Raw genomic sequence first — 20,365 nt, 5'->3', positions numbered from 1 at the left:
AGTATGAGCCAAAGCCGTTACTCCAAGGATTGGAAACAAATTGCTACTGCTGTAAAGAATTCTTTTGATTGGCAGTGTTCTAGATGCGGTCGAGTCTGTCTACGCCCAGATGAAAAGCCTGTTGGTTTATCTTTGTCACAACGCAGAGTTTATAACCTTCAGGTTCATCACCACAATTTCGACCCTGAAGATAACCGTCCAGAAAACCTTGCTCCGTTGTGCAGTAGCTGCCATTTGTACTACCACCGATTCGGGCGAGGCAATATTTCACCTGGGCAATTATCCTTGTTTTAGTATTTAGATGCACGGATATTGCGTAACTTGGATGAAAAACTATTATTAAAGAAGAATACAGAATTCAGAATTCAGAATTTTCGTAGTAAGGAACTAAAAAGAGTTTATACTCGTACTTCCAAGCTGCGCTATATTCACCAATCGCTCTCCTATTCAATTCTGACTCCTGACTCCTGACTCCTGAATTCTCTATTATTAAAGAAGTAGAACCATAAAGTTAGCCAATGCCCAGCAAAATAGTTGAAGTTAAAGAGTACACCGTCAGAGCGCATCAAAGACAGATTCACACCCGCGTTTTTAACTTTGTTTGCCAGCAGTGCCAAGAACCGACCCAAAGAGAAACCTTTGGCCCTCGCCCGCTCTACTGTGAAAAATGCCGCACACCCCAAGCACCCAAGAAAACAGTAGTAGAGCTTAAGAAGAGGAAGCCTAGAGCGATGAACTACAAGAGTGGCAAAGGTATAGCGGGATGATTGTTGTTTAACGATAGGCGATGCTGATGGCAACCCTTCCGGGGAACACACTGTTTGTTTAACTCAACTGCATAAGTGCGATCATGTTTATCGGATAGGACAACCATTGCAAAACTCCCGTGCTTTTGGCTGGTTCTGTTTTGCAATGACTGTCCCCCTTTAAGAAACTAGCAATGGTCATTGGTTAAATTTAAAAAATTCGTGCGCGTTTCCAAGTTAATAGCAAAAACTAATCTTTTTTATTTTGAACTTGCCGTAAAAGTTGAGAATAATATTTTTGAAACCTCTGTAAAATTTCTTCACTGTTGGGATGCCTTTCTAGATACTTTTTCATGTCAGCAAATTCGTCTAGTATAATTACTCTTGGCTTTTCACTATCATTATTTATCTGACTCATACTCTGTATTTTTGATTTTTACTTAAGCAAACTTTATATGATTACCTATGCAGTTCTAGTCTATTGTGGTAAAATTTACTAGAGAAGACGACTCTCTAAATTAGCCAAGTAAGTAGGGAAAACGCATCTTATTTGCTAATGAAAACTAGGAAAAATTTCAAAATGATATAGATAGTTGTAGAAAACAATAGAAATATAAATAAAATGAATAAAGTATTAGTCAAAAATATAAATTAGCTTATTGAAAGTAAAACCACTATTAATTGGTAGTAAAAAAGCTCACAAAGCAAATGTATATAACTATGCTCATCTAGAGAATAAGTAAACTTTTCCCTAAAGTATCAATTCGAGCCTTGATATATCAGTTTATGCTAACGCTAAAACTTTTGATAAATAATTGTTATCCAACCCAGCGAGAAACTGTTTATTTTTTATTCCACGTTTAACACGCTTCTCTTGAGTTAGAAGATTGACTGCAATTTGCCTTAATATCGTGAAATTCTGGGGGGCATTATCTTTCCTAATCCGACAATCATCTTCTTTTAAAGCCACATCCAATAACGGCAGTCGCTACAACGGGGGGAACCCCCGCAACGCGCTGCCTCCCCAATGCAATGAATTTTCCCTTACACTATGACTGCGAATAGAATTACCAAACTGTTTAGCATTTGACTCAAGACTACTGATAAAATAACGAATTTCAGCCGTTGTTTCACCATCTAAGGAACGGACAGATTCTACCATTCCAACACTATTAAAGTTTGACCAAACTGAATCTGGATTAAGCCGAGATTCAATTTGAGATAACATTACGTAATTGCGGATTTCATGCAAAGAAGGAGTGCAAATGTATCGTGGGACGGAATACCATTTGTAGCTCTAAAAATGTTTTTAACCATTCATACTTCCCACTAAGCTCAAGTCTCGATTCCCACCCAACCAGGAAGCTCCACAAATCACTGCACAGACAGCAATGGTCATAATATCGATTAAATTGTGTCGTTTAGTACGGTCTATTCGTGGGTCTTCTATCATTGCAAAATGGTCAGCAATTGTGATTTTCGGCAAGATCGCTTCATGGAGAGGAAATAGGAAAACGTAATCTTAATTTGGAGCTTTTATGAGAATATCACGTTCTTCAATGACAACCCTTTGTTGCTTCTAACCGCCTTTTATAATGATTATCATTATTTCAAAATAAAGGTTTAATTTTCTGAAAGTCCTATGGAGCTTAGACTCTGATGCACTCTACTTTTAGTTAGACTCGTCAATATTTAGATGCGTTTGCCCTACTGTGAGGGGTGGCAGCTTGCAAAAGAGACTTAACGGGAAAAGTCAGTTCGTACTTAACTCTTCTGTTTCAGAAGTGTTTGTATAAAATAGTACTAAAATCTAAATTATTTACTCCTTTAGATATAGAACTAATTGAGCGGGACTAATGGTACTGTTTGAAATGACAAATATAAGCACATTGAATATTTTTGGAACTTACGCATTGTCAGAAAACTGAGATTATGTAATCAAGCCCAACTTCTGTGATAGGTGTTCTAAAATAAAGTCACGAGCTCCTTGGAGAGATAAGTTTCTTTGGATTTAATACCAAGTTTCAATTAACTCTTGGGAGCGCATTAATTCTATCTAAATAATGTTTAAAACCCCGATGTAGAGCAGGGCTAACCAGCCTGTTATCGAACAAGCGTGAGACATCTAAAATCGTCTGAATCTCTTCATACAAGTAGCCTTGATAAACCAGCTTGACTGTTAAAGCTTTCCTGACCTCACGGGCTTCTGGACGAAGAGTGATAAATTCTTGCAGTTCTGCGATGGCAACGAGAACACCGCAGGCATCGCGTCCTGTAGATGCTGGTTTATCATTGTTAGCTGTTAGACAGATGTACCTCTACGTATTATCTCGTAGTCTTTTTCAAAAATCAAATCTGATTCCTATAACTTGGATTAAGTATGTCGCCAGAGAATAATGATGAACTGAATATTAGTAAGCAAACAGAGTTGGCGCTTAAAGAGCAAATTGAGCAGCAGCGACTGGTGATTGCAATAGCTCACCGTATCCGCCAAAGTTTAAATCTGAATGAGGTTATGAATACCACTGTCGATGAAGTACGGCAGTCTCTCAAGGCAGATAGGGTATTTATGTATCGCTTTGAACCAGACTACAGTGGGTCTGTGATCGTTGAATCTGTGAGTGAAGATTGGAACCCTATTCTGAATATCCAAGTAGAAGACACTTATTTCACGAGAACTCGTGGCGAAGAGTACAGACAGGGACGTTTACAAGCTGTGGCAGATATTTATACAGCAGATCTGAATGAATGCCACCGTGATTTACTAACTCAGTTTCAGGTTAAGGCTATCTTGGCAGTTCCTATCTTGCAAGAAGAAAAGCTGTGGGGATTGTTAGTTGTCAACCAGTGTGGAGTATCGCGGCAGTGGAAGAGTTGGGAAATTGATTTGCTCAAGCAATTGGCAACACAGGTGGGTATTGCCATCCAGCAATCAGAACTGCATGAGCAGGTAAAAGCTGAACTCATTGAGATTAGGCAGGCGGAACAGAAAATTCGCGAACAAGCGGCTCTGCTTGAGATCACTACCGACGCAATTATTGTCTGCAATCTAGAGCAAGAAATTTTATTCTGGAACCAAGGTGCAGAGTGCTTGTACGGCTTTTCGGCAGCAGAAGCGATCGGAAATAATTCACAACGGCTTTTTCGCCAAGAAATTTCGCTACAATTTGAAATGGCTAAAAAGACTGTTGTCGAAAGTGGTACGTGGCAGGGTGATTTGTGTCAACGGACGAAACTTGGCAAGGAAATCATTGTCGCTAGTCGCTGGACATTAGTGCGTGATCAAGGAAATCTACCCAAATCTATTCTTACTGTTAACACCGACATCACCGAGAAAAAACAACTAGAAGCCCAATTTCTCCGCGCCCAGCGATTGGAAAGTCTTGGGACGTTAGCGAGCGGTATTGCCCATGATCTCAACAACATCCTAACGCCGATTCTGTCCTCGTCTGAAATGTTGGCGCTCAAACTTTCCCCTCTGGAGCCGCAGCATCAGCAAATGCTGAAGATTCTTGAACAGAACTCTAAACGTGCGGCTGATTTGGTTAGGCAAATTTTGACATTTGCACGTGGTTCTGAGGGAAAGAGCGTTTATTTAGAAATAGAGAACCTACTGTCGGAAATTGAGCAAATTGCTCAGAGTACATTTCCAAAATCTATCACAATCACCAAGAACCTAGCTCAGCCAAACCTTTGGAAGATCTTGGTAGATCCCACTCATATACATCAGGTATTAATGAACCTGTGCGTCAACGCTCGTGATGCTATGCCTCAGGGTGGCACCCTGTCTATTGGGGCAGAAAATTTCTTTGTTGATGAAAACTTTGTCAGGATGAAATTAGAGGCTAAATTAGGGCCCTATGTACTTATCACTGTACAGGATACAGGAGTTGGCATGATACCACGAGTCTTGGAGCGGATTTTTGAACCCTTTTTCACAACTAAGGAACTGGGTCAAGGCACAGGGCTAGGTCTGCCAACTGTGATTGGCATTGTCAAAAACTACGGTGGTTTTGTGAATGTAGAGAGCGAGTTAGGCAAAGGCACCAAATTTCAGGTGTACTTGCCATCTGTGGAAACAGGAGAAAGGCTCGAAGTAGAGAACTTAGAATTGCCCAACGGCAACGGAGAATTGATTCTGGCTGTAGATGATGAAATCGCCATCCTGGAAATTTCCAAAACTTTGCTAGAAGACTCTAATTACAGAACCTTGACGGCTAGTAATGGTATTGAAGCGATCGCACTGTACACCCAGCACAGAGAGCAGATCAGCGTTGTATTGATGAATATGATGATGCCTTCGATGGATGGGTTAACTGCTATCCAAATCCTACGACAAATGAATCCACAGGTCAAAGTTATTGCTATCAGTGGCATCGCAACAGATAGAGAGCTTAGTGAAGTTTTTGCCTCTGGCATTAGCGCCTTCTTGAGAAAGCCCTACACTTTTTCTAAATTATTGCACACTATTAACGATGTTTTGAAGGAGTCGGTACGCTCTCAAACAGTAAAGAAAATGCTACTTGTTGTAACCAAGAACTCTGAAGCTGCTAGTGACTAGAACTCTTGCATAAATATTTCCTGGTATAATTGAGGGTTATTTTTCTTCACATTAGAGAAGTTAAAATAGCCACAATTTCCAAAATTTCTAATATTAACACTTGCTGAAGAATAGCCATCCAAAAATTTGATATAGTTAATTAATTCAGCAATTATTTATTTGCTAAATTATCATTATTAATTTTGTTGGCTCTCCCAGATTAGATATGATAAATTAGTAGCAGAAATACCAATTGAGTAAAATTCTTCTTCTAAAATTATCTTGTTTCGAGAGCATCCACTGTTGGCAGAAAGACTTAAATAGTTAACAAACCATTGAGATAAGCACAACGAATAGAGAGGATGTGATTAACACTATCAACATTCCACTGGGCGCCAGAAATTTTAATTCTCGCACCAATTTGTTTAACAGCAGATTCAGGGCTATTTCTGGGCCGACATATTCCAATATTTGGCTACGAACTGTTTTTTCTATACCTTCAAGGTCTATTAACTGACTCTTATCAGCTTCCGAGTACAGTAATGTTGCGAGTTCTTGTAAGCAGGCTTTGATCCGTTCTTGTTTCTCTTGGCTCATAGTCAGCGATGGCAACGAGAACACCCCAGGCATCGCACAGGGTTATTTCCTTTTACATTTTCTCAGAAATGGTAAATCTTCCAAAACTGGATGCTCCCGATACGCACTTTATCAAGTCTGCTTGTGCAGACTTTTTTGATTACTTCTTTAGACATAATTCCAGCAGAACTGTTCACTAAACTTTCTAAACAAGTTTGTATTTAAAAAATAAGTACCAGAAATAGCAAAAATTGTAGGATTGGATAACCACCAAGGAACGTGTTGCTGTGGAGCATTCCTTATCTCATATTAGTCGGTGGCAAGGAGATCAAGCTCGTTATGTTGGTTCTCGCAAAAATCTATTTGACCTTCGCCGTACCGCCGTCGTCCATAATCTGCATATCCTTGCCAAAATTTTTACTAACACTACTGAGCAGTCTGTTACTTCATCCTGATTACTGAATCGGTGCTCTAGTTCACCAACCCTTGCATTGCTGTGTAGGTCGAGCAGGGGGAGAAATGGAAGCAGGGGGAGAATTGGAGGAAATACTGCTATTATTCATTGATTTTGCAACGCCAGCGTCAAGAGCCTCCCTTGCTGAGCACAACGCAAGCGTAGTCTTGGCAGACTACTACTATAGCGTCAGGTAGCTGTCCCTCGTCTAGCTAAGTTGGCAACCATAAATACCAATTGGGTTAGCTCGACGGGTTTAGGAATGTGCATTTGAAAACCTGCTTCCCTAGATTCTTGAATATCAGTAGTACTGATATATCCTGTCATTGCTGCTGCGGGAATTTGTCCCCCAGCCTCAGCACTCAGAGAGCGCACTCGCCGGATCAAGGTATAGCCATCTTGGTTCGACATCCCAACGTCAGACAATAGCACATCATACAACCCTGGTTGGCTTGTAAGTATTGAGAATGCTTCATCAGCGGATGCGGCAGCAGTTACTTCAGCCCCATGATTTTGTAGCATCATCTTCGTTAACTCACATATAGCGGCATCATCATCTACAACAAGTATGTGCAAACCTTCCAGGGAAGGAATGTTATCAACGGCTATTTCCGCGTCGCCAGAAATATATATCACCTCTGGATCACAAGCGCTAAAATCCCTCTCAAGATTGGTGTTCAGTGGTAGCTCAACGATGATAGTTGTCCCTAAGTTTGCACCTGGACTTTCTGCCTTAACCTTGCCGCCATGAAGTTCGACTAGATAACGCACAAGGGACAGCCCTATGCCCAGTCCTTGATTAGCACGAGTTTTGCTACTGTCAGCCTGACGAAACCGCTCAAAGATATAAGGGAGAAAGTCATTAGTTATACCAATACCTGTGTCATTAACTCGAATCTGGGCTTGGGAATCAACTTGCTCCAGTGTGACAACTATACTTCCCCCAGAAGGAGTAAATTTGATGGCATTAGAAAACAAATTCCAGATTACCTGCTGCAAGCGCAACCCATCTCCAAGTACCTTTCCAATCACGGGTTGCAGGTGGCATTCAATTTGAATATTTTTCGCTTCTGCCGATAATCTGACTATCTCAAGGGCTGCCTCAATCACAGAGCCTAGATCAATTGGACAAATATTCAGACGGAGTTGACCAGTAGTAATGCGCGAGATATCTAGAAGATCCTCAATCATTTGGATTTGCGCTTTAGCACTACGCCCAATCATGTCAATTGCACGATTCATTTGAGCGGGATCAAAGTTTTGTTCCTGGAGTAAATCAGACCATCCCAAAATACTTTGGAGGGGGTTGCGGAGTTCGTGGGATAAAGTAGATAAAAACTCATCCTTAATTCGGTTAGATTTCTCCGCTTCCAAGCGGGCTGACTGCTCTTTAACCAATAGCTGGGTGCGTTCTTCCTCAAACAACTTCTGCTGTGTAATGTCATGAAGTGCCAGCAGAATCATTTGCTGATTTCCTGGTTGTAAAATTCTATAACCATTGAGCAATATAGTCTTTTGCCCAATTTTTTCCAAGTTAAAGCAAAGCTCAAAACTTTCAACCTGAGTGTTATGAGTGAGGATTTCTGACAGAATAGATCGTAGTTGGGGAATATTCCACTGACCGTTTCCTAGCTCAAAAATTATTTGCTGTTCTGTTTGGGCGGGTGTTACCTGAAAAATTTGATAAAAAGCCCGATTGCTTTTGATAACTCGTAAGTCAGCATTGAGAACGACTAAAGGCTCTGGCACAGTTTCCACAACAGCTTCGGCATAATCAAGAGCAGCTTGCAACTGCTTTTTACTGCGTTTGAGGGCATCTATGTCCATCAACACCATCACCACGCCATCAATATGATTTTCTGTAGTTCTGTAAGGTCGAATTCGCAGATTATACCAACGTCCTTCTTGGTCTTGCGCCTCCAGTTCTTTAACAGTTAAAGTGTCAATCACCTCAATGAACAATGACTCTAAATTAGGAACGTCAATAGTGGAGCGGATATCACTCAGTAGTCGTCCCACATCTGTAGGAATCAGATTTAGTAAACGCTGTGCTGTTGGCGTGAAACGCCGAATCCGTAAATCGTTGCTCAGTATGAGAATAGGAATATTCACACTACTGAGTATATTCAACAGGTCATTATTGACCTTGTGTAATTCGAGATTGCGACTTTGCAATTCTTGATTAGTTGTATGTAATTCTTCGTTGGTTGCTTGTACCTCTTCTTTGGCTGTTTGCAACTCTTCATTAGTGCTTTGTAATTCCTCATTGCTGGAGAGGATTTCTTCATTCGCCACCTTCAGGTGTTGAGTGGTGGACTCATGCTCCTGACTAATCAATTGCAAATATTCTTGAGTTACAGCAAGTTCTTGCTTGGTGGCTGCTAGTTCTTGTTGGAGTCGGAGTATTTCCTCGCTACCTAGTTGTTCTACATTTCCAGGTGTGATGGTCACTTGTGCATTTGTTGGAGCAGGTACATCTTCAAATAAAACAAGAAAGCAGTGAGTTTCCACGGAATCAGGTTGAAACGGAATCACCTCAATGCTGACTTTCCTAGACGACTCGCTCCCTTCCATCTGTAGCTGTTCCTTTCTCACAGGAACATTCTGCCTTTTTGCCTGATGAATCGCAGTACGCAACTCTTCCAGCAGTCCTTTTCGTGCCATTTTGAACAAATTAAAACTGGGATCTCCAGGGGCGGGTCTCAGATAGGGACTGGTTTCCCCTCGAAATTGCAGAATGTCCATATTGTCGTTAATCATCACGCCAACTGGGGCATAACGATTCAAAAGAATCTGGTCAGCCTGTTTATTTAAGTCAGTAATATCCCAAATTTTATGACTTATAGACTTATCAGCAGCTATTTTCGCTACAGGGTAGTTGCTGCTGGCAAAGTTAAAGTTAAGTGGAGTGGGTATTAATTTTTTGGTATAAATATTGTTTTTTCTGTCTGCTAAAGTAAATAAGTTGGAAAATTCTCCTGCACTTTCGGCGATACCTAACATCAAAAACCCAGTGGGCTTGAGACTGTAATGAAAAATGGGCATTACCTGCTTTTGCAAAACAGATTCAAAGTAAATCAGGACATTACGACAACTAATGAGATCCAGATTGGAAAATGGCGGTTCACTGATGAAGTTTTGTTTAGCAAAAATACAAAGTTCCCGAATCGGCTTGCTGATTTGATAGCCGCTCTCTACTTGATTAAAGAAGCGTCTTAGCCGTTCTGGTGAGACATCTACTATTTGGTTTGGTTTGTAGATACCTAAGCGGGCTTTTTCAATTGCTGTCTCATTAATGTCTGTCGCAAAAATTTGAATAGCCCGTTTGGGAAGCACATTCTCCAAAAATTCCATTAAAGAAATAGCAATTGAATAAGCCTCCTCCCCCGTTGCACAGCCTGGTACCCAGATCCGAATTGGCTTATCAACTGATTTCCCCTTAGCGATCGCCGGAAATACTCGCTCTTTCAAAGCTTGATAAGCTTCCGGGTCACGGAAAAAACTGGTGACACTGATTAAGACTTCGTGGTAAAGTGCTTGCACTTCATCTGGATGATTTTGCAGATATTGCACGTAATCTTCTAGACTTTCCAAGTTATACAGCACCATCCGCCGCGCAATTCGTCGGTTTAAAGTCGTTTGCTTATAATGCGTAAAGTCAACACCATTGGTAGTTAACAGCATTGCAAAGATTGCCGGCAAAGCAGTCTCACTTTTAGAGAGTGGCTCAACTGTTTGTGAAGAAATCGGACGGGTAACGTTAGGATGACGAGCAATAAGAGCTAGTTCCTCAGCAATTTTTTGTGGTGGGAGAATAAAGTCCACATCACCAGTAGCAATAGCAGTATTCGGCATATCACTGAATTGTGCCGATGATTCACACTGAGCAAAGGTGATGCCGCCAGCCGCCTTAATTGCTTCTGATCCTTGTGCGCCGTCTCCATCACTTCCAGATAGGACAACACTGATGGCTTTGCTTCCTCTTTCTGCTGCCAACGAAGTAAAAAAAGCATCAGCAGGCATATATTTCCCATGAATTTTCTCACGGGCTTTGAGTTGCAGCACCCCTTGAGCCAGCGTCATCTTCGTGTTCGGCGCAATAACATATACCTGGTTCGGTTCTACAAACATCCCATTCTGCGCTTCACGGACGGGCATCTGGGTCTCCCTCGCCAGAATCTCACTTAGCAGGCTCTCCTGATTTGGATCTAAGTGCTGAATCAGTACAAATGCCATTCCAGTGTCAATGGGTAAATGATTCAGTAGCTGCGTAAATGCTTCCAATCCTCCCGCAGATGCGGCAATTCCGACTATAGGAAATAATTCATCACTTTTATCTTGCTGCTTCTGTGTCGATGGTTCAACAGCAATAGAATCCGATGGTAATGGCTCAGAAGATTGATGAGAGTTCATTGTATTAGGGAATACAATGTTAGAAAATTTAACTTTCTCTTGTATTCAATAGTTTTACCGCTAGTGTAGCAGAGTTTTTCTCCTAACTTACATTCCCAATTATTTTAGCTTTACTTTAAGGCTCTAACCCATCTATTCAGTGCCTCTTAATCCTAATTGCTGCAATTTCTTTAGTGTCCGTTTCCATTTCTACAACTGCAAAGCCTCTCTTTTCACCAGTTTTCTGGTTCTACTAATTCTCTATGAGCCTGCATAGAGTAAAGCTTGGTAAAACAGAGCTTCAAGGATGAAATCATAACTGGTCAAAGAGAAGATTAGCTCAGAAGATAATTGGGCTAATTCATGTTGAACTCGCTGACGCAGTTAATTTGGATTTGATAAACTTTCACCTTTTCTTCGTGCCATTCACCTCAGTACCAGAAAGCTCCAAAGATAGGACTTCAGCATTTGGTTTAAATAAAACAGAAGAATTAGTAATACAAGGTGTATTTATTAATCCTTGGCGCTTCCATTCAGGATATATGTAATTTTGCAACCAACAGGTAAGCTCCGAAGAATACTTGTTACTTATCTTATTTAATAGCGTTAGCGCACTATTTTTAGATAAAAAATTAAATTCTTCCCCATATAATTCTAGTGGAAAACCAAGATTTTTCACAAGATTTTCATATTCAATTATTTCTGGATTTATTTGCTGTTCCCAACAATAGTTAATTAGAGAAAAACCTGCAATACTTAAATCGAAAGTATCATCAGCAAATATAAAAGTTTCACCGTCTTTATTTGATTCGTAATCAATAGGTAACCAGAAATCTATACAAAAAAACTGATAATTATTAGACATAAGTTAAGCTATTTTTAATAAATATCCTATTGCTTTAACATTTTCTAGGCTAACAAATTCAAGTAAATTTGCTTTACATAGAATCATACTAACCAAAATTGTAGCAATGCTTAGAATCTCAGCTATGTAAAACATTAGTTAAAAATTTATCAGTTTCTAGATTAGTAGAATTCTATATAATCATTGGCTTTCATATCAGACTTAAGATAGGAGAATGAATGCGAAATTAAACCTTTTAAATTGTAATCAAACTTTCTATTTTGAAATAAACAGCTTGATTCCATACTGTTAAAAACAGTACCACTATGCCTATTGTCCTCTTTATCTATCTAAAGGAGTAAACTGAAAGGCTTTATCTAGCTTTTAAGTTCTTTTTTATACATAATATAAAAAAGATTAAAAAATGCAGATGCAGGTAGAGGTAAATCTTAGTCAACAAGCTACCGAAGCGGCATAAAAGCATCCAGTCTTTTAGGCTCTTTTTTTACTCTCAATACGGTATTATTGGAACTTAGATAAAAAACACGGATAAAATAGTCTCAAATATATATACACAAAGGCTTTAACATCTTTTTGCCTATTTTCTTGATATATCTGGGTTTCAGGCTTTTTTAGGCATTTCGCGTATTTTCTTTGCTATGCATGGGCTTGAGGCTTATTTCTTTATCAAAAATGTTTAAATACCGCTAATTAATTGGAGTCAGAGGTTAAATATCCGACTGTATTTAACCTCTAAGACAGCAAGCTTTGGCTGAAATTATCAAACCTAAAATAATTACTTCTAAAACATTGGGCAACCAGTGAACAAGCTTTGCAGTTTTATCGTGAGTACGCGCCTTGCCAAAAACTACAACACTCTGCTGACTCATTTCTTTAAGATACTTAGCCATCAAGCTTTGTGTTGCAGTCGCATATATGCTGTTTCATTTCTCTTGTTATGCTAGTATTTGCTTGCTAATATCTGTTGAGTAAACATCTTACTTCTAGGCGGATTAAGCTAAGCTGTTGTGTTGTTTGAAATGGTTTATCCTTAAATATTCTTCTTGATTCTGCAACATATTAAATGATCTACTAAACAAGGCAGAGCAATCTAAAAACTGCTTAATAGTGGCAGCTAACAGATGCTAAATGAGGAAAGATACACATTTTACTACTTCGTATCTTAGTTAGCATAGAAAATAGCTTTGCTGCCTATTCAAAGTAAATTAAGTAGATTACTTTGGATTAAGGAAACTGATGATTTTAGATAATTCTAACTTATGTACCTTCTCCAATTCATTGTAAAGACTAATTATGACTAATAAAAAATGGGCTGTGAAACGACTGACAATCAATCTAGCTGTCAGCGAGGCTGAAAAATTAGAACAATACTGTGCAATGACAGGAAGACCAGCAACGGATGTGATTCGGGAATTGCTCCGTTCTCTTGAGGTAGAGGAGAAAAAGTAGTTGGAAGTTCCTCAAATCTAGCTTACTACTTTAGGATTTGAGGAAATTTAATTAATAGGTAATCAGATGAGATTTGGTCTATTTGAAAGAAATCTAATTAATCCGGGAGTTTACGAACAAGCTCTTTAATGACTTCCTTTTCTTCTTTCCCTGTCTCTTTACAATACTTTTCCAGTGTCTTAGCTTCATCGGATGCTAAGTCAACATTAATTTTTTTTTCGGTGTTCTTTTTACTCATATTGATGAATTAGGTGTACTTGTCGTTTTTGTACTCTAAAAACTGTTCTCAAGAAAAAATCAAGATGCTTTTTCTGGCTAATTCTTTAAAAATTAGATATATTGCTTTGTTGGAGTTATTATTTCCAAGCACAGCAATCCGTGAGTTACGTAAATGTCAGTTCTAGCAACGCATAGATACAGTAATAAGTTAAAAGTGTATGCTCCGAATTATTAGTTAGAAACAACCGTATTGCTATTATGCTGTCACTTACAGTATTTTGAACTTGTCTTATTCAGATTTATATCTAAAGAAGTAAGTAGAAGTTAATTAGCTAAATTACTAGTTACTTTCTATACAAAATACCAGAACATTAAAACCTTAAGGTAGCTCTGGAATCTTTCGGTCAAATACCGGATACCGCTTGTTTAACTATTTTTTGAGGCAAGCTAAAGAAGCTCTCCCCGCAAGCAATAGATATCATAAATTAAGGCAACAGCCTTTTTTGGGAAAACAAACAACTCCACAACTGCCCAGTCTGCTGACATTGGGTAAACTCTCGCTTCATTTGCTCAAATGTGACACACAGCAAAGCTACAGCTAAAACCAACAGCAAGGGATTGTCCTTAGTAATCCCCAACCACCAACGCCATTCATGAAGGGGCAGATGTGGTAACGAGAGTTTTGGTAATGAGAAAAACCGTGGAAACCAAGAAAACATAATTTTATTCCCTGGTAACCATTCCGATTCGAGATTCACGAAGATGACACTAATTCTTGGATCTTGCTCCACCATTGAAGCAGTCTTGAGGGCAGATGGTTGCGCCTTAGCATCAGGTGTAAGAAAACCCATAACAATCAGCTTATGGGTATTGTTCAGTCCATAAAGGTTGAGTTGACCAACTGCTTGGTAGATGGTGTCGCGGTCAAGGTACTTCTTCACTTCCGCGATCACCCCTCCCTGCCAACTGATAACAATATCAGCCCTACCGCCATTAGCTGGAGCTTCAACTTGGGTGTGAAAACCGCGCTCTGTTAAGCGTTGAGCTAAATATAATTGCAAATCCTTCTCCTGCCAACGTTCCGGGAAACCAGCAGCTTCAACAAATTGGCTTGGTAACATATCAATAAGGGGTTTAAGGGTGTAGGGGTGTAGGGGTGTAGGGGAAGAATAATTATTGATTTACTTACTTTTATTTTCTAATGCACGAATTAGAAGTAGTAATAATTTCCCAACGGAATCACACTGATTAAGAACAGGATTGAGTATTTGTGATGACTCTAATCCTACTCGAATTGCTAGTAACAAATGTGTTTCTAATTCTTTTAATGACCCTTGGGCTATGTATAGAAATTGAATATATTCTCCACGAGTTCTTCTACCATAGCCCTCTGCGATATTAGCTGGAATAGATACAGCAGCACGACGAATTTGCGAAGTCATGCCATAGATTTCTTCTCTAGGAAATAATTTAGTAACTTTGTAACAGCTTTCAGCAAGGCTCATTGCTTCTTGCCAAACTTTTAAATCCCGGTACGATTGTATAGATTGTTCTCTCATCAGTTTTACCTTTCTTTAACTGTTATATAACCCTCTTTTGTCACTTTCGGAAAACAATAATCGAAGCTTAATTCTGAAACTTTGATTTGATAACGCTTTAAGCTTTTATTTTCTAACAGTAACTAAAGTTTGTAGATAAAATCTGAAAATTAAAGCTCCGAAAGGCTTTCAGCGATTTGCTTCTCCCAAAGTGACAAAAGAGGGATAAAATAGTTTCCCCTACACCCCCACACCCTTACCCCCCTACACCCCTAGTTTGGGATTGTTTCAAAACGATATGCCTGGAATCTGGCGTCTAATAAACCAGATTGCACAATCCCGTCGCCACGACCTTGCAATGAAGTGACAGCCTCACCCCGCCGCATCAGAATCATGCGGCCCGAAGTGGCATCAACACAGCGAAAAGCAATCCGGCACGGCAGATTATCGCGTAGATCAGGTGGCAGTCCTTGTGGATCTTCCTTGCTACGTTTAGCTCCACGCTGTAAACCAACAACGATGTGAATCTTTAACCCTCTGCCCCGGCGACCGACTTCACACAACTGTTGGTCGTATGCTTTGCGTAAGGCATCAGATAGCGGGACTGTGCCTTTATATTCGTCAATAAACAATATCCAAGGCTGTTCTAAGTCTAATTGCGCTTTAGTCATGGAGTTACGGCGATCGCACTCAATGAAATATTCACCGACAAACTCAAAGGTTTTCCCCATATCGTTCATAGTGATACTAGGGAAGCGCTCGGCAAAATCTTCGTAGTCACTGACCTTACCACCACAGACATCGACTCTTGCACCCTGCATCAGTAGGCAATAAGCCGCAGCGCGGAAGAAATTGCTCTTGCCGGAGCCAGTAGTACCTACCACTAATATTTGTGGTGTGTCTTCTGAGGACAAATTAATGATGACTTCGCCATCTAAAGATTGACCCAGAACAATCAGGCGCTCACCGCTATTCCACTGACGAGTGGGAAAATCATAATAAGTTCTTTGCTGTGGTGGCAAAGGCACTTCCACAGCAATCTGTTCTGGGGCATAGATGTAAAAGGGTAAATCTTCTTTCTCACTAATGCCTAGTGCCAGCTTGCTTGCTGCTTTAAATTTGGGAATTGATTTAAAATCTTCAGTTTTTACTGAAAAAATCAGCCTTTCATAAGAAGGAGCTTTATCAACTCTTAGACATTGAGTAGCAAGCCCAACAACAGTTGCAGCTTTAGTAAGCCCGTCAATCTTTGATAATTTGGGTGGCTCTATAACTGCTGTAGTGCTTGGGGTAACTACAACGGAGGCATTTTTCAGTTGTTGATGCGCCACTTGTGTTTGTAGTTCTAACTGTCTGGTATTGAACACAGCAGCAAGCTTGGCAGTTTCAAGCTGCATTTCTGCTTCACTTGCCGCTAGTAAAACATTACCAAGTGGTTCTCCATTTTGCAGCATACCTAAAGCCATGCGTTCGATAGCACCGTTACGTCCGGTAATATTAAGGACATCACTGAATAAGGGTGCTGTCTGTTGCAAGAGCTTGAGCTGCCTTTCTGTCTGCTTGTCTGCTTCCTCAAATGACCGCTTCCTCTCGGCCGCAGAAGAGAGGAATTGTAATTGCTCCTCCGCCTGAGTATCTTTCATAGCGGCCAACATATCTTCTTCCCGCTCTTTATCGCTATAGAATTTTTCCAGTTGTCGCAGCTTGACCCCAGCGTAACTAGCAAGAGCGATCGCAGTAATGTTTCCTGGCAGGAATAGTTTTAAATCCTTGGGGTTGGTAGATAACGTTAAAGTCAGAGCTACTAACCCACTGCCCCCAATTTTCAACCAAGGAAATAACATTTGCACCATCCAAAAGTTAATCCAACAGCGATGATTTGCAATAGCATTGAATTGTCAGCCTTTCCTTTGGTATAAGTAACTACCGCTGCTACACCAATAACGAGAAATGACCAAGGTAATAAACTAATTAACTGTGCTAATGCACTTGCGATTAAAAAGCCACAGATCCAAATGAGTAGTTTGCAGACTTTTGACATATTTCACCTTTAGCAGAGGGGCAGAGGAGCAGAGGGGCAGAGGAGAAAGAATTTTAACGCTTCATTAACCAAGGTGAGGGATTAGTAATCATATTTACTAAACCACCTAAAATTCGGTTGTAAGTCCCATATAACTCTCTACCTGATTCAACATCTAGATAATTGCATTTAACAGCAAATTCAATCCATGTCTGTGTCTCTGCTGCAACTGAATCACAATCATTTAACTTAGCTACAAAAGCTGCCTCATAACGGCGTTTTCGCCAAGCTTCCGCCATATTTGCACACACAGAACGGGATGATCTACGAATCTGGTCAGTTAAAGAATACCGTTCTTCTGTAGGAAACTTCTTCGAGAATTCAAAGATTTTCATAGCTGCATCAAATGCCATTTGATATGTTTCTAAGTCTTTATGGTTTCTTATAGGTTCTCTTTGCATTTTTTACTCTCCTTTGCTCCTCTGCCCCTCTGCCCCCCTGCCCCTCGTTAATTACTTGCTGATTTAATTCGTTGTGTAATACCAACTGATGCCCCGGAATAACGAGCTTCACGAAGTTGACGGAACCGATCCACTAAAGAAGTTGTCTGTTCTTCATAGGGTGTTGGTTCTTTTTTGGCAGTTTCGGTTTGTACTTTTTCTTGCTTCTTCGCTTTTGTCTCTGAATACTGTGAAGCAATTCGCCCTAAGCTGATTGCCAAGTCATCTTGAACTCCTGCGATCGCAGAACGATTTGAACCGATTGTCTGCCGAAATTTAGATTCTAAATTAGCTAAAGTAGTCGAGAGGTTTTTCTCTAGCTCTGCGGTCTGTACTCGCACTTCGGCTATATTTTCAGAGACTTCGGCTTGTTTTTCTCGAACTTTGTAAAAGGATTTGAGGTAGCGACTAACAGCAGTTGAATATTCTGCCCAGTTTTTAGCCTGGAACTCTGCACCTTTGGCTTTTTCAAGAGCAGTTGCCACATCTTCTTCAGTGAGGTCACCAAAGACTTTAATATCTACGGGCAACAGATCAGCAATACGTTGGGCATTCTTCCAAACTGCTGACTCTAAACCAAAGTGAGAATCGGGTGGTATTAACGCTTTACTCACATCACCATTTAAATCAGAGAGATTTAAACCGTTATTTTTTGCTGGTTCAGAGTTTTGGGGAATTGATTTTACCATAACTACCTAACATCAATTAATGAATTACAAGGCTTATATTCGACAAATACGTCATATTCAAATTCAAGCCATTCTCCTCCCATCGGACGGAAGTAACGGATATTGTTTTCTAGCTTGACTTCCAGATTGATTTCTTGAAACTTGAATACGTTCTCCTTCTCAATTACCCTAGTTAGCTCAACATCACGGTCAATCATCACGCCCAAACATAAAGTTACTCCCGCTTTTTTGTACTTTTGCCAGTAATAAGAGAATTCTTTCTTGTCTAAGAAATTGACGTTAACCTGGGGTATGCCGTTTTCAAATAAAATTGCGAAAATCCCCAGTGATTCGTAATGAATCTTGGCTATTCCCAGATTGTTTTCATAACACCAGTAGGCGCGGTGGAAGTGGGCGGTTTGCAAAATTGTCCTCCAGTTATTTGAATTCTTCCTCTAGCCAGTCAAGTTCTTCTGGCTTTGGTTTTGGTTGTAATGGTTTTTGTGCGAAAACTTTCTCTAGTTTATTGATCAACATCTTTGCAATGGACTGCCATACCAACGACCAAGCTTGTTGGTTTCGCCATTTCAGTTGGGCAGCAACAATATCCTTCTCTGTGGGAATTATGCTGCCATATTTCTCCAGATTTTCAATCGCCTGACGGAAGCTGACAACCTCCGACTCTGAAGAAGGGATGTCAGGAGCGACAGCTGTCTTCAATCGCTCCATTACCCCTTTAACCGTTGCAGATTCTTCTTTGAGGCGCGTCAATTCACTGTGCATCACATCAATCATCGCTAAGTTAGATTGTGCGATCGCAGACTGGAAGTCCATCAACTGCGTTTCAATCTGTCGTTGTACTTCCTGGCTGATGATTTGGGTAATTTCAGCAAATCCTCGTCCAGAGTTTACCGTGTCAATAAACTCCTGGATTTCAGGCGATGTTTGCGATGCATTCAAATTGTCCATCTGACAAATCTTTCCACTCCAGGGTTACGCCAACACGAGCTGCTAAAGAGTCTATAGTCTGCTTCATCGTCTCAAAGGGTAAATAATTGCAACTATCAATTAGTTGTTCAAGTTCTACATCAATAAACTGTTTTTGAACTGCTGCTAATTGTTCCCTTTTTCTTTGTGCTACCTCAAGTCTTGCTGATTGCTTACCCTTTTCTCTTGCCTTATCGATTGCTTCGAACCTAGCAATTTCTAAGGCTTTAGTAAGCTTTTCTTCTTGTGTCAAGAGTTGGGCAATCTGCTGCTGCTCTCGTACTAATCGCTCCAAAATTGCTAGTCGTAAATCCTCGTCAAAGGCATTTTCTAGCTGTTCAATTACAACTGCAAAAGCACTTGGCACTTCGGTGATTGATTGCCCCCTACTTTTGACCATGCTCTTGGATTGTCGTCCGATTGAGGTGACTGTTACATCCTCCTGTGCTGTTAATTCACTTTTACGTACCATATTTCTCCTTGGCTAATTTTATCCAATTTGATAATTCCGAAACTGAGTAATGCCTTCGTTTGCTAAACTCTCCCCACTTATATAGAGTGCGGAACGAAACTCTATAGCCATAAGTCGCAAGATATCTAGGTAAATCTCGCCCTTTGCAACCTCGCATCCTCCATGCGTGCCACATCTTTCCACTTGAGGCTGTCTCTAAACTCATTGCTCGTCGTGACCATGTTCTCATCATCACCATCAATTCCCGGACACTGGGAAACTTTTTTGTGGGGTTGTCATGTCTCCAACACGCCATATATACAAGTATTGATGCTTTTCCTTCTTCCACATAGCGCTCGTATTTAGGAATTCCCAAAAACTGCTTCCAACTGGCCCAACAATTCCTAGAGATGCAGCGGTTCATGATCTGATCACATGACTTTTTGACGCTCGACAAGGCTATGAGTTTTGGGGCAGGTTTTTGAGGTTGTTTCTGTTGCTTTGTATTTACTGCTTCACAGAAAGCATCAAATACCTCTTCAAGCTTGTATTCATTACTTTGCCAGTAGTTTCTCAAACTCCGATATGTGACTTTCACACGGGGATAGCACTTGCGATACCACGCCAAGCACAACAGTAATTCTGTTTGTTCCGGCGTGTAGGAGCGCTCGGACACCTTTTTACCTTGTGGATAAACTGCACCCGCAAGCCGCTCCCAATCGCGCCAAGTGCGCTCACTTATGCTCGCTCCCCGAATCTTTTCACATTGGTTCTTGAGATTGCTGGATTGACCTATCCAATCTTCTAAAACTAATGGCATAATTTCTAATTTATAATATTAAACTACTGTCACTCGTAAGAGGAAAATCTTTATTATTGCCGCATAAAAATTGGCAAGTTTGATGAACGCTATCTGTCTATAGTCTTACACTTTTATTTACTATAACTTTAACACATTGC

General features: G+C 40.3%; 20 protein-coding genes and 6 pseudogenes. 6 read left to right on the top strand and 20 right to left on the bottom strand.

From position 1 onward, the window contains the following. The first annotated feature begins 3 nt into the window (after positions 1-3). Together WKK05_RS12315 and WKK05_RS12310 are read left to right on the top strand one after the other, a co-directional pair. Positions 4-294 (top strand): HNH endonuclease, encoded by a 291-nt coding sequence (locus WKK05_RS12315; RefSeq protein WP_341529985.1) that lies wholly within the window; start codon positions 4-6, stop codon positions 292-294. 224 nt (positions 295-518) lie between these two features. Continuing rightward, positions 519-767, top strand: a complete 249-nt coding sequence (locus WKK05_RS12310; protein ID WP_341529984.1) for a hypothetical protein — start codon at positions 519-521, stop codon at positions 765-767. A 229-nt stretch (positions 768-996) separates the two neighbouring features. On the opposite strand, the gene WKK05_RS12305 is transcribed toward WKK05_RS12310, so the two are convergent. The 3 genes and pseudogenes from WKK05_RS12305 to WKK05_RS12295 all read right to left on the bottom strand — a co-directional run. Next, a complete protein-coding gene (locus tag WKK05_RS12305) occupies positions 997-1,164 on the bottom strand; it encodes a hypothetical protein (RefSeq protein WP_341529983.1) in 168 nt (55 codons plus the stop codon). A gap of 366 nt (positions 1,165-1,530) precedes the next feature. Then, positions 1,531-2,199 (bottom strand): annotated as a pseudogene (locus WKK05_RS12300) (ISAs1 family transposase). Between the two features lie 642 nt (positions 2,200-2,841). Continuing rightward, a pseudogene (locus tag WKK05_RS12295) lies at positions 2,842-2,998 on the bottom strand (IS630 family transposase); the annotation flags it as partial. On the opposite strand from WKK05_RS12295, the gene WKK05_RS12290 reads away from it, so the two are divergent. Both WKK05_RS12290 and WKK05_RS12285 read left to right on the top strand, forming a co-directional pair. Beyond that, the gene (locus WKK05_RS12290) at positions 2,988-3,143 is read left to right on the top strand and encodes a hypothetical protein (protein ID WP_341529982.1); all 156 of its coding nucleotides are present in this window, start codon (positions 2,988-2,990) and stop codon (positions 3,141-3,143) included. The pseudogene WKK05_RS12295 and the gene WKK05_RS12290 overlap by 11 nt on opposite strands. Further along, positions 3,127-5,307, top strand: a complete 2,181-nt coding sequence (locus WKK05_RS12285) for a GAF domain-containing protein (protein WP_341529981.1) — start codon at positions 3,127-3,129, stop codon at positions 5,305-5,307. The genes WKK05_RS12290 and WKK05_RS12285 overlap by 17 nt, the downstream gene beginning before the upstream one ends. Positions 5,308-5,602: 295 nt before the next feature. Here WKK05_RS12285 and WKK05_RS12280 read toward each other — a convergent pair. After that, a pseudogene (locus WKK05_RS12280) lies at positions 5,603-5,731 on the bottom strand (ISKra4 family transposase); the annotation flags it as partial. Beyond that, positions 5,725-5,883, bottom strand: a pseudogene (locus WKK05_RS12275) (ISKra4 family transposase); the annotation flags it as partial. The pseudogenes WKK05_RS12275 and WKK05_RS12280, both read right to left, overlap by 7 nt. Before the next feature lie 251 nt (positions 5,884-6,134). Here WKK05_RS12275 and WKK05_RS12270 point away from each other — a divergent pair. Further along, positions 6,135-6,317 (top strand): annotated as a pseudogene (locus tag WKK05_RS12270) (IS5/IS1182 family transposase); the annotation flags it as partial. Positions 6,318-6,505: 188 nt separating this feature from the next. Here the strand turns inward: WKK05_RS12270 and WKK05_RS12265 are convergent. The 4 genes and pseudogenes from WKK05_RS12265 to WKK05_RS12250 all read right to left on the bottom strand — a co-directional run bounded on the left by WKK05_RS12265 (position 6,506) and on the right by WKK05_RS12250 (position 12,463). Continuing rightward, on the bottom strand, positions 6,506-10,729 hold the full coding sequence (locus WKK05_RS12265; protein WP_341529980.1) for a chemotaxis protein CheB: 4,224 nt from the start codon (positions 10,727-10,729) through the stop codon (positions 6,506-6,508). 132 nt (positions 10,730-10,861) lie between these two features. Further along, positions 10,862-10,958, bottom strand: a pseudogene (locus WKK05_RS12260) (RNA-binding protein); the annotation flags it as partial. 156 nt (positions 10,959-11,114) lie between these two features. Beyond that, a complete protein-coding gene (locus WKK05_RS12255; protein WP_341529288.1) occupies positions 11,115-11,573 on the bottom strand; it encodes a hypothetical protein in 459 nt (152 codons plus the stop codon). A gap of 725 nt (positions 11,574-12,298) precedes the next feature. Next, positions 12,299-12,463 (bottom strand): hypothetical protein, encoded by a 165-nt coding sequence (locus WKK05_RS12250; protein ID WP_341529979.1) that lies wholly within the window; start codon positions 12,461-12,463, stop codon positions 12,299-12,301. A 403-nt stretch (positions 12,464-12,866) separates the two neighbouring features. Between WKK05_RS12250 and WKK05_RS12245 the strand changes: the two genes are divergently transcribed. Then, on the top strand, positions 12,867-13,022 hold the full coding sequence (locus WKK05_RS12245; RefSeq protein WP_341529978.1) for a ribbon-helix-helix protein, CopG family: 156 nt from the start codon (positions 12,867-12,869) through the stop codon (positions 13,020-13,022). A 97-nt stretch (positions 13,023-13,119) separates the two neighbouring features. On the opposite strand, the gene WKK05_RS12240 is transcribed toward WKK05_RS12245, so the two are convergent. The 11 genes from WKK05_RS12240 to WKK05_RS12190 all read right to left on the bottom strand — a co-directional run bounded on the left by WKK05_RS12240 (position 13,120) and on the right by WKK05_RS12190 (position 20,225). After that, positions 13,120-13,260, bottom strand: a complete 141-nt coding sequence (locus tag WKK05_RS12240) for a RepB family protein (protein WP_341529977.1) — start codon at positions 13,258-13,260, stop codon at positions 13,120-13,122. A 466-nt stretch (positions 13,261-13,726) separates the two neighbouring features. Beyond that, on the bottom strand, positions 13,727-14,362 hold the full coding sequence (locus WKK05_RS12235) for a hypothetical protein (protein ID WP_341529976.1): 636 nt from the start codon (positions 14,360-14,362) through the stop codon (positions 13,727-13,729). A gap of 60 nt (positions 14,363-14,422) precedes the next feature. Then, a complete protein-coding gene (locus WKK05_RS12230; RefSeq protein WP_341529975.1) occupies positions 14,423-14,800 on the bottom strand; it encodes a four helix bundle protein in 378 nt (125 codons plus the stop codon). Positions 14,801-15,051: 251 nt separating this feature from the next. Beyond that, on the bottom strand, positions 15,052-16,632 hold the full coding sequence (locus WKK05_RS12225) for a hypothetical protein (protein ID WP_341529974.1): 1,581 nt from the start codon (positions 16,630-16,632) through the stop codon (positions 15,052-15,054). Next, a complete protein-coding gene (locus tag WKK05_RS12220) occupies positions 16,605-16,820 on the bottom strand; it encodes a hypothetical protein (protein ID WP_341529973.1) in 216 nt (71 codons plus the stop codon). Before WKK05_RS12220 ends, WKK05_RS12225 begins: the two co-directional genes overlap by 28 nt. A gap of 53 nt (positions 16,821-16,873) precedes the next feature. Beyond that, positions 16,874-17,260 (bottom strand): four helix bundle protein, encoded by a 387-nt coding sequence (locus WKK05_RS12215; protein ID WP_341529972.1) that lies wholly within the window; start codon positions 17,258-17,260, stop codon positions 16,874-16,876. 47 nt (positions 17,261-17,307) lie between these two features. Next, on the bottom strand, positions 17,308-17,988 hold the full coding sequence (locus WKK05_RS12210) for a hypothetical protein (RefSeq protein ID WP_341529971.1): 681 nt from the start codon (positions 17,986-17,988) through the stop codon (positions 17,308-17,310). Between the two features lie 2 nt (positions 17,989-17,990). Further along, complete coding sequence (locus tag WKK05_RS12205) at positions 17,991-18,392, bottom strand: hypothetical protein (protein ID WP_341529970.1); 402 nt, start codon at positions 18,390-18,392, stop codon at positions 17,991-17,993. Between the two features lie 13 nt (positions 18,393-18,405). Further along, positions 18,406-18,936 (bottom strand): hypothetical protein, encoded by a 531-nt coding sequence (locus tag WKK05_RS12200; RefSeq protein ID WP_341529969.1) that lies wholly within the window; start codon positions 18,934-18,936, stop codon positions 18,406-18,408. Continuing rightward, positions 18,902-19,426 carry a hypothetical protein gene (locus WKK05_RS12195; protein WP_341529968.1) on the bottom strand — a complete coding sequence of 175 codons (525 nt, stop codon included), beginning with the start codon at positions 19,424-19,426 and terminating at the stop codon, positions 18,902-18,904. The genes WKK05_RS12200 and WKK05_RS12195 overlap by 35 nt, the downstream gene beginning before the upstream one ends. Next, positions 19,416-20,225, bottom strand: a complete 810-nt coding sequence (locus WKK05_RS12190; RefSeq protein WP_341529967.1) for a hypothetical protein — start codon at positions 20,223-20,225, stop codon at positions 19,416-19,418. Before WKK05_RS12190 ends, WKK05_RS12195 begins: the two co-directional genes overlap by 11 nt. Positions 20,226-20,365 lie beyond the last annotated feature (140 nt).

The sequence above is a fragment of the Nostoc sp. UHCC 0302 genome (genome assembly GCF_038096175.1).
Lineage (GTDB): Bacteria > Cyanobacteriota > Cyanobacteriia > Cyanobacteriales > Nostocaceae > UHCC-0302.
This window is presented reverse-complemented; position numbering and strand designations above follow the sequence as displayed.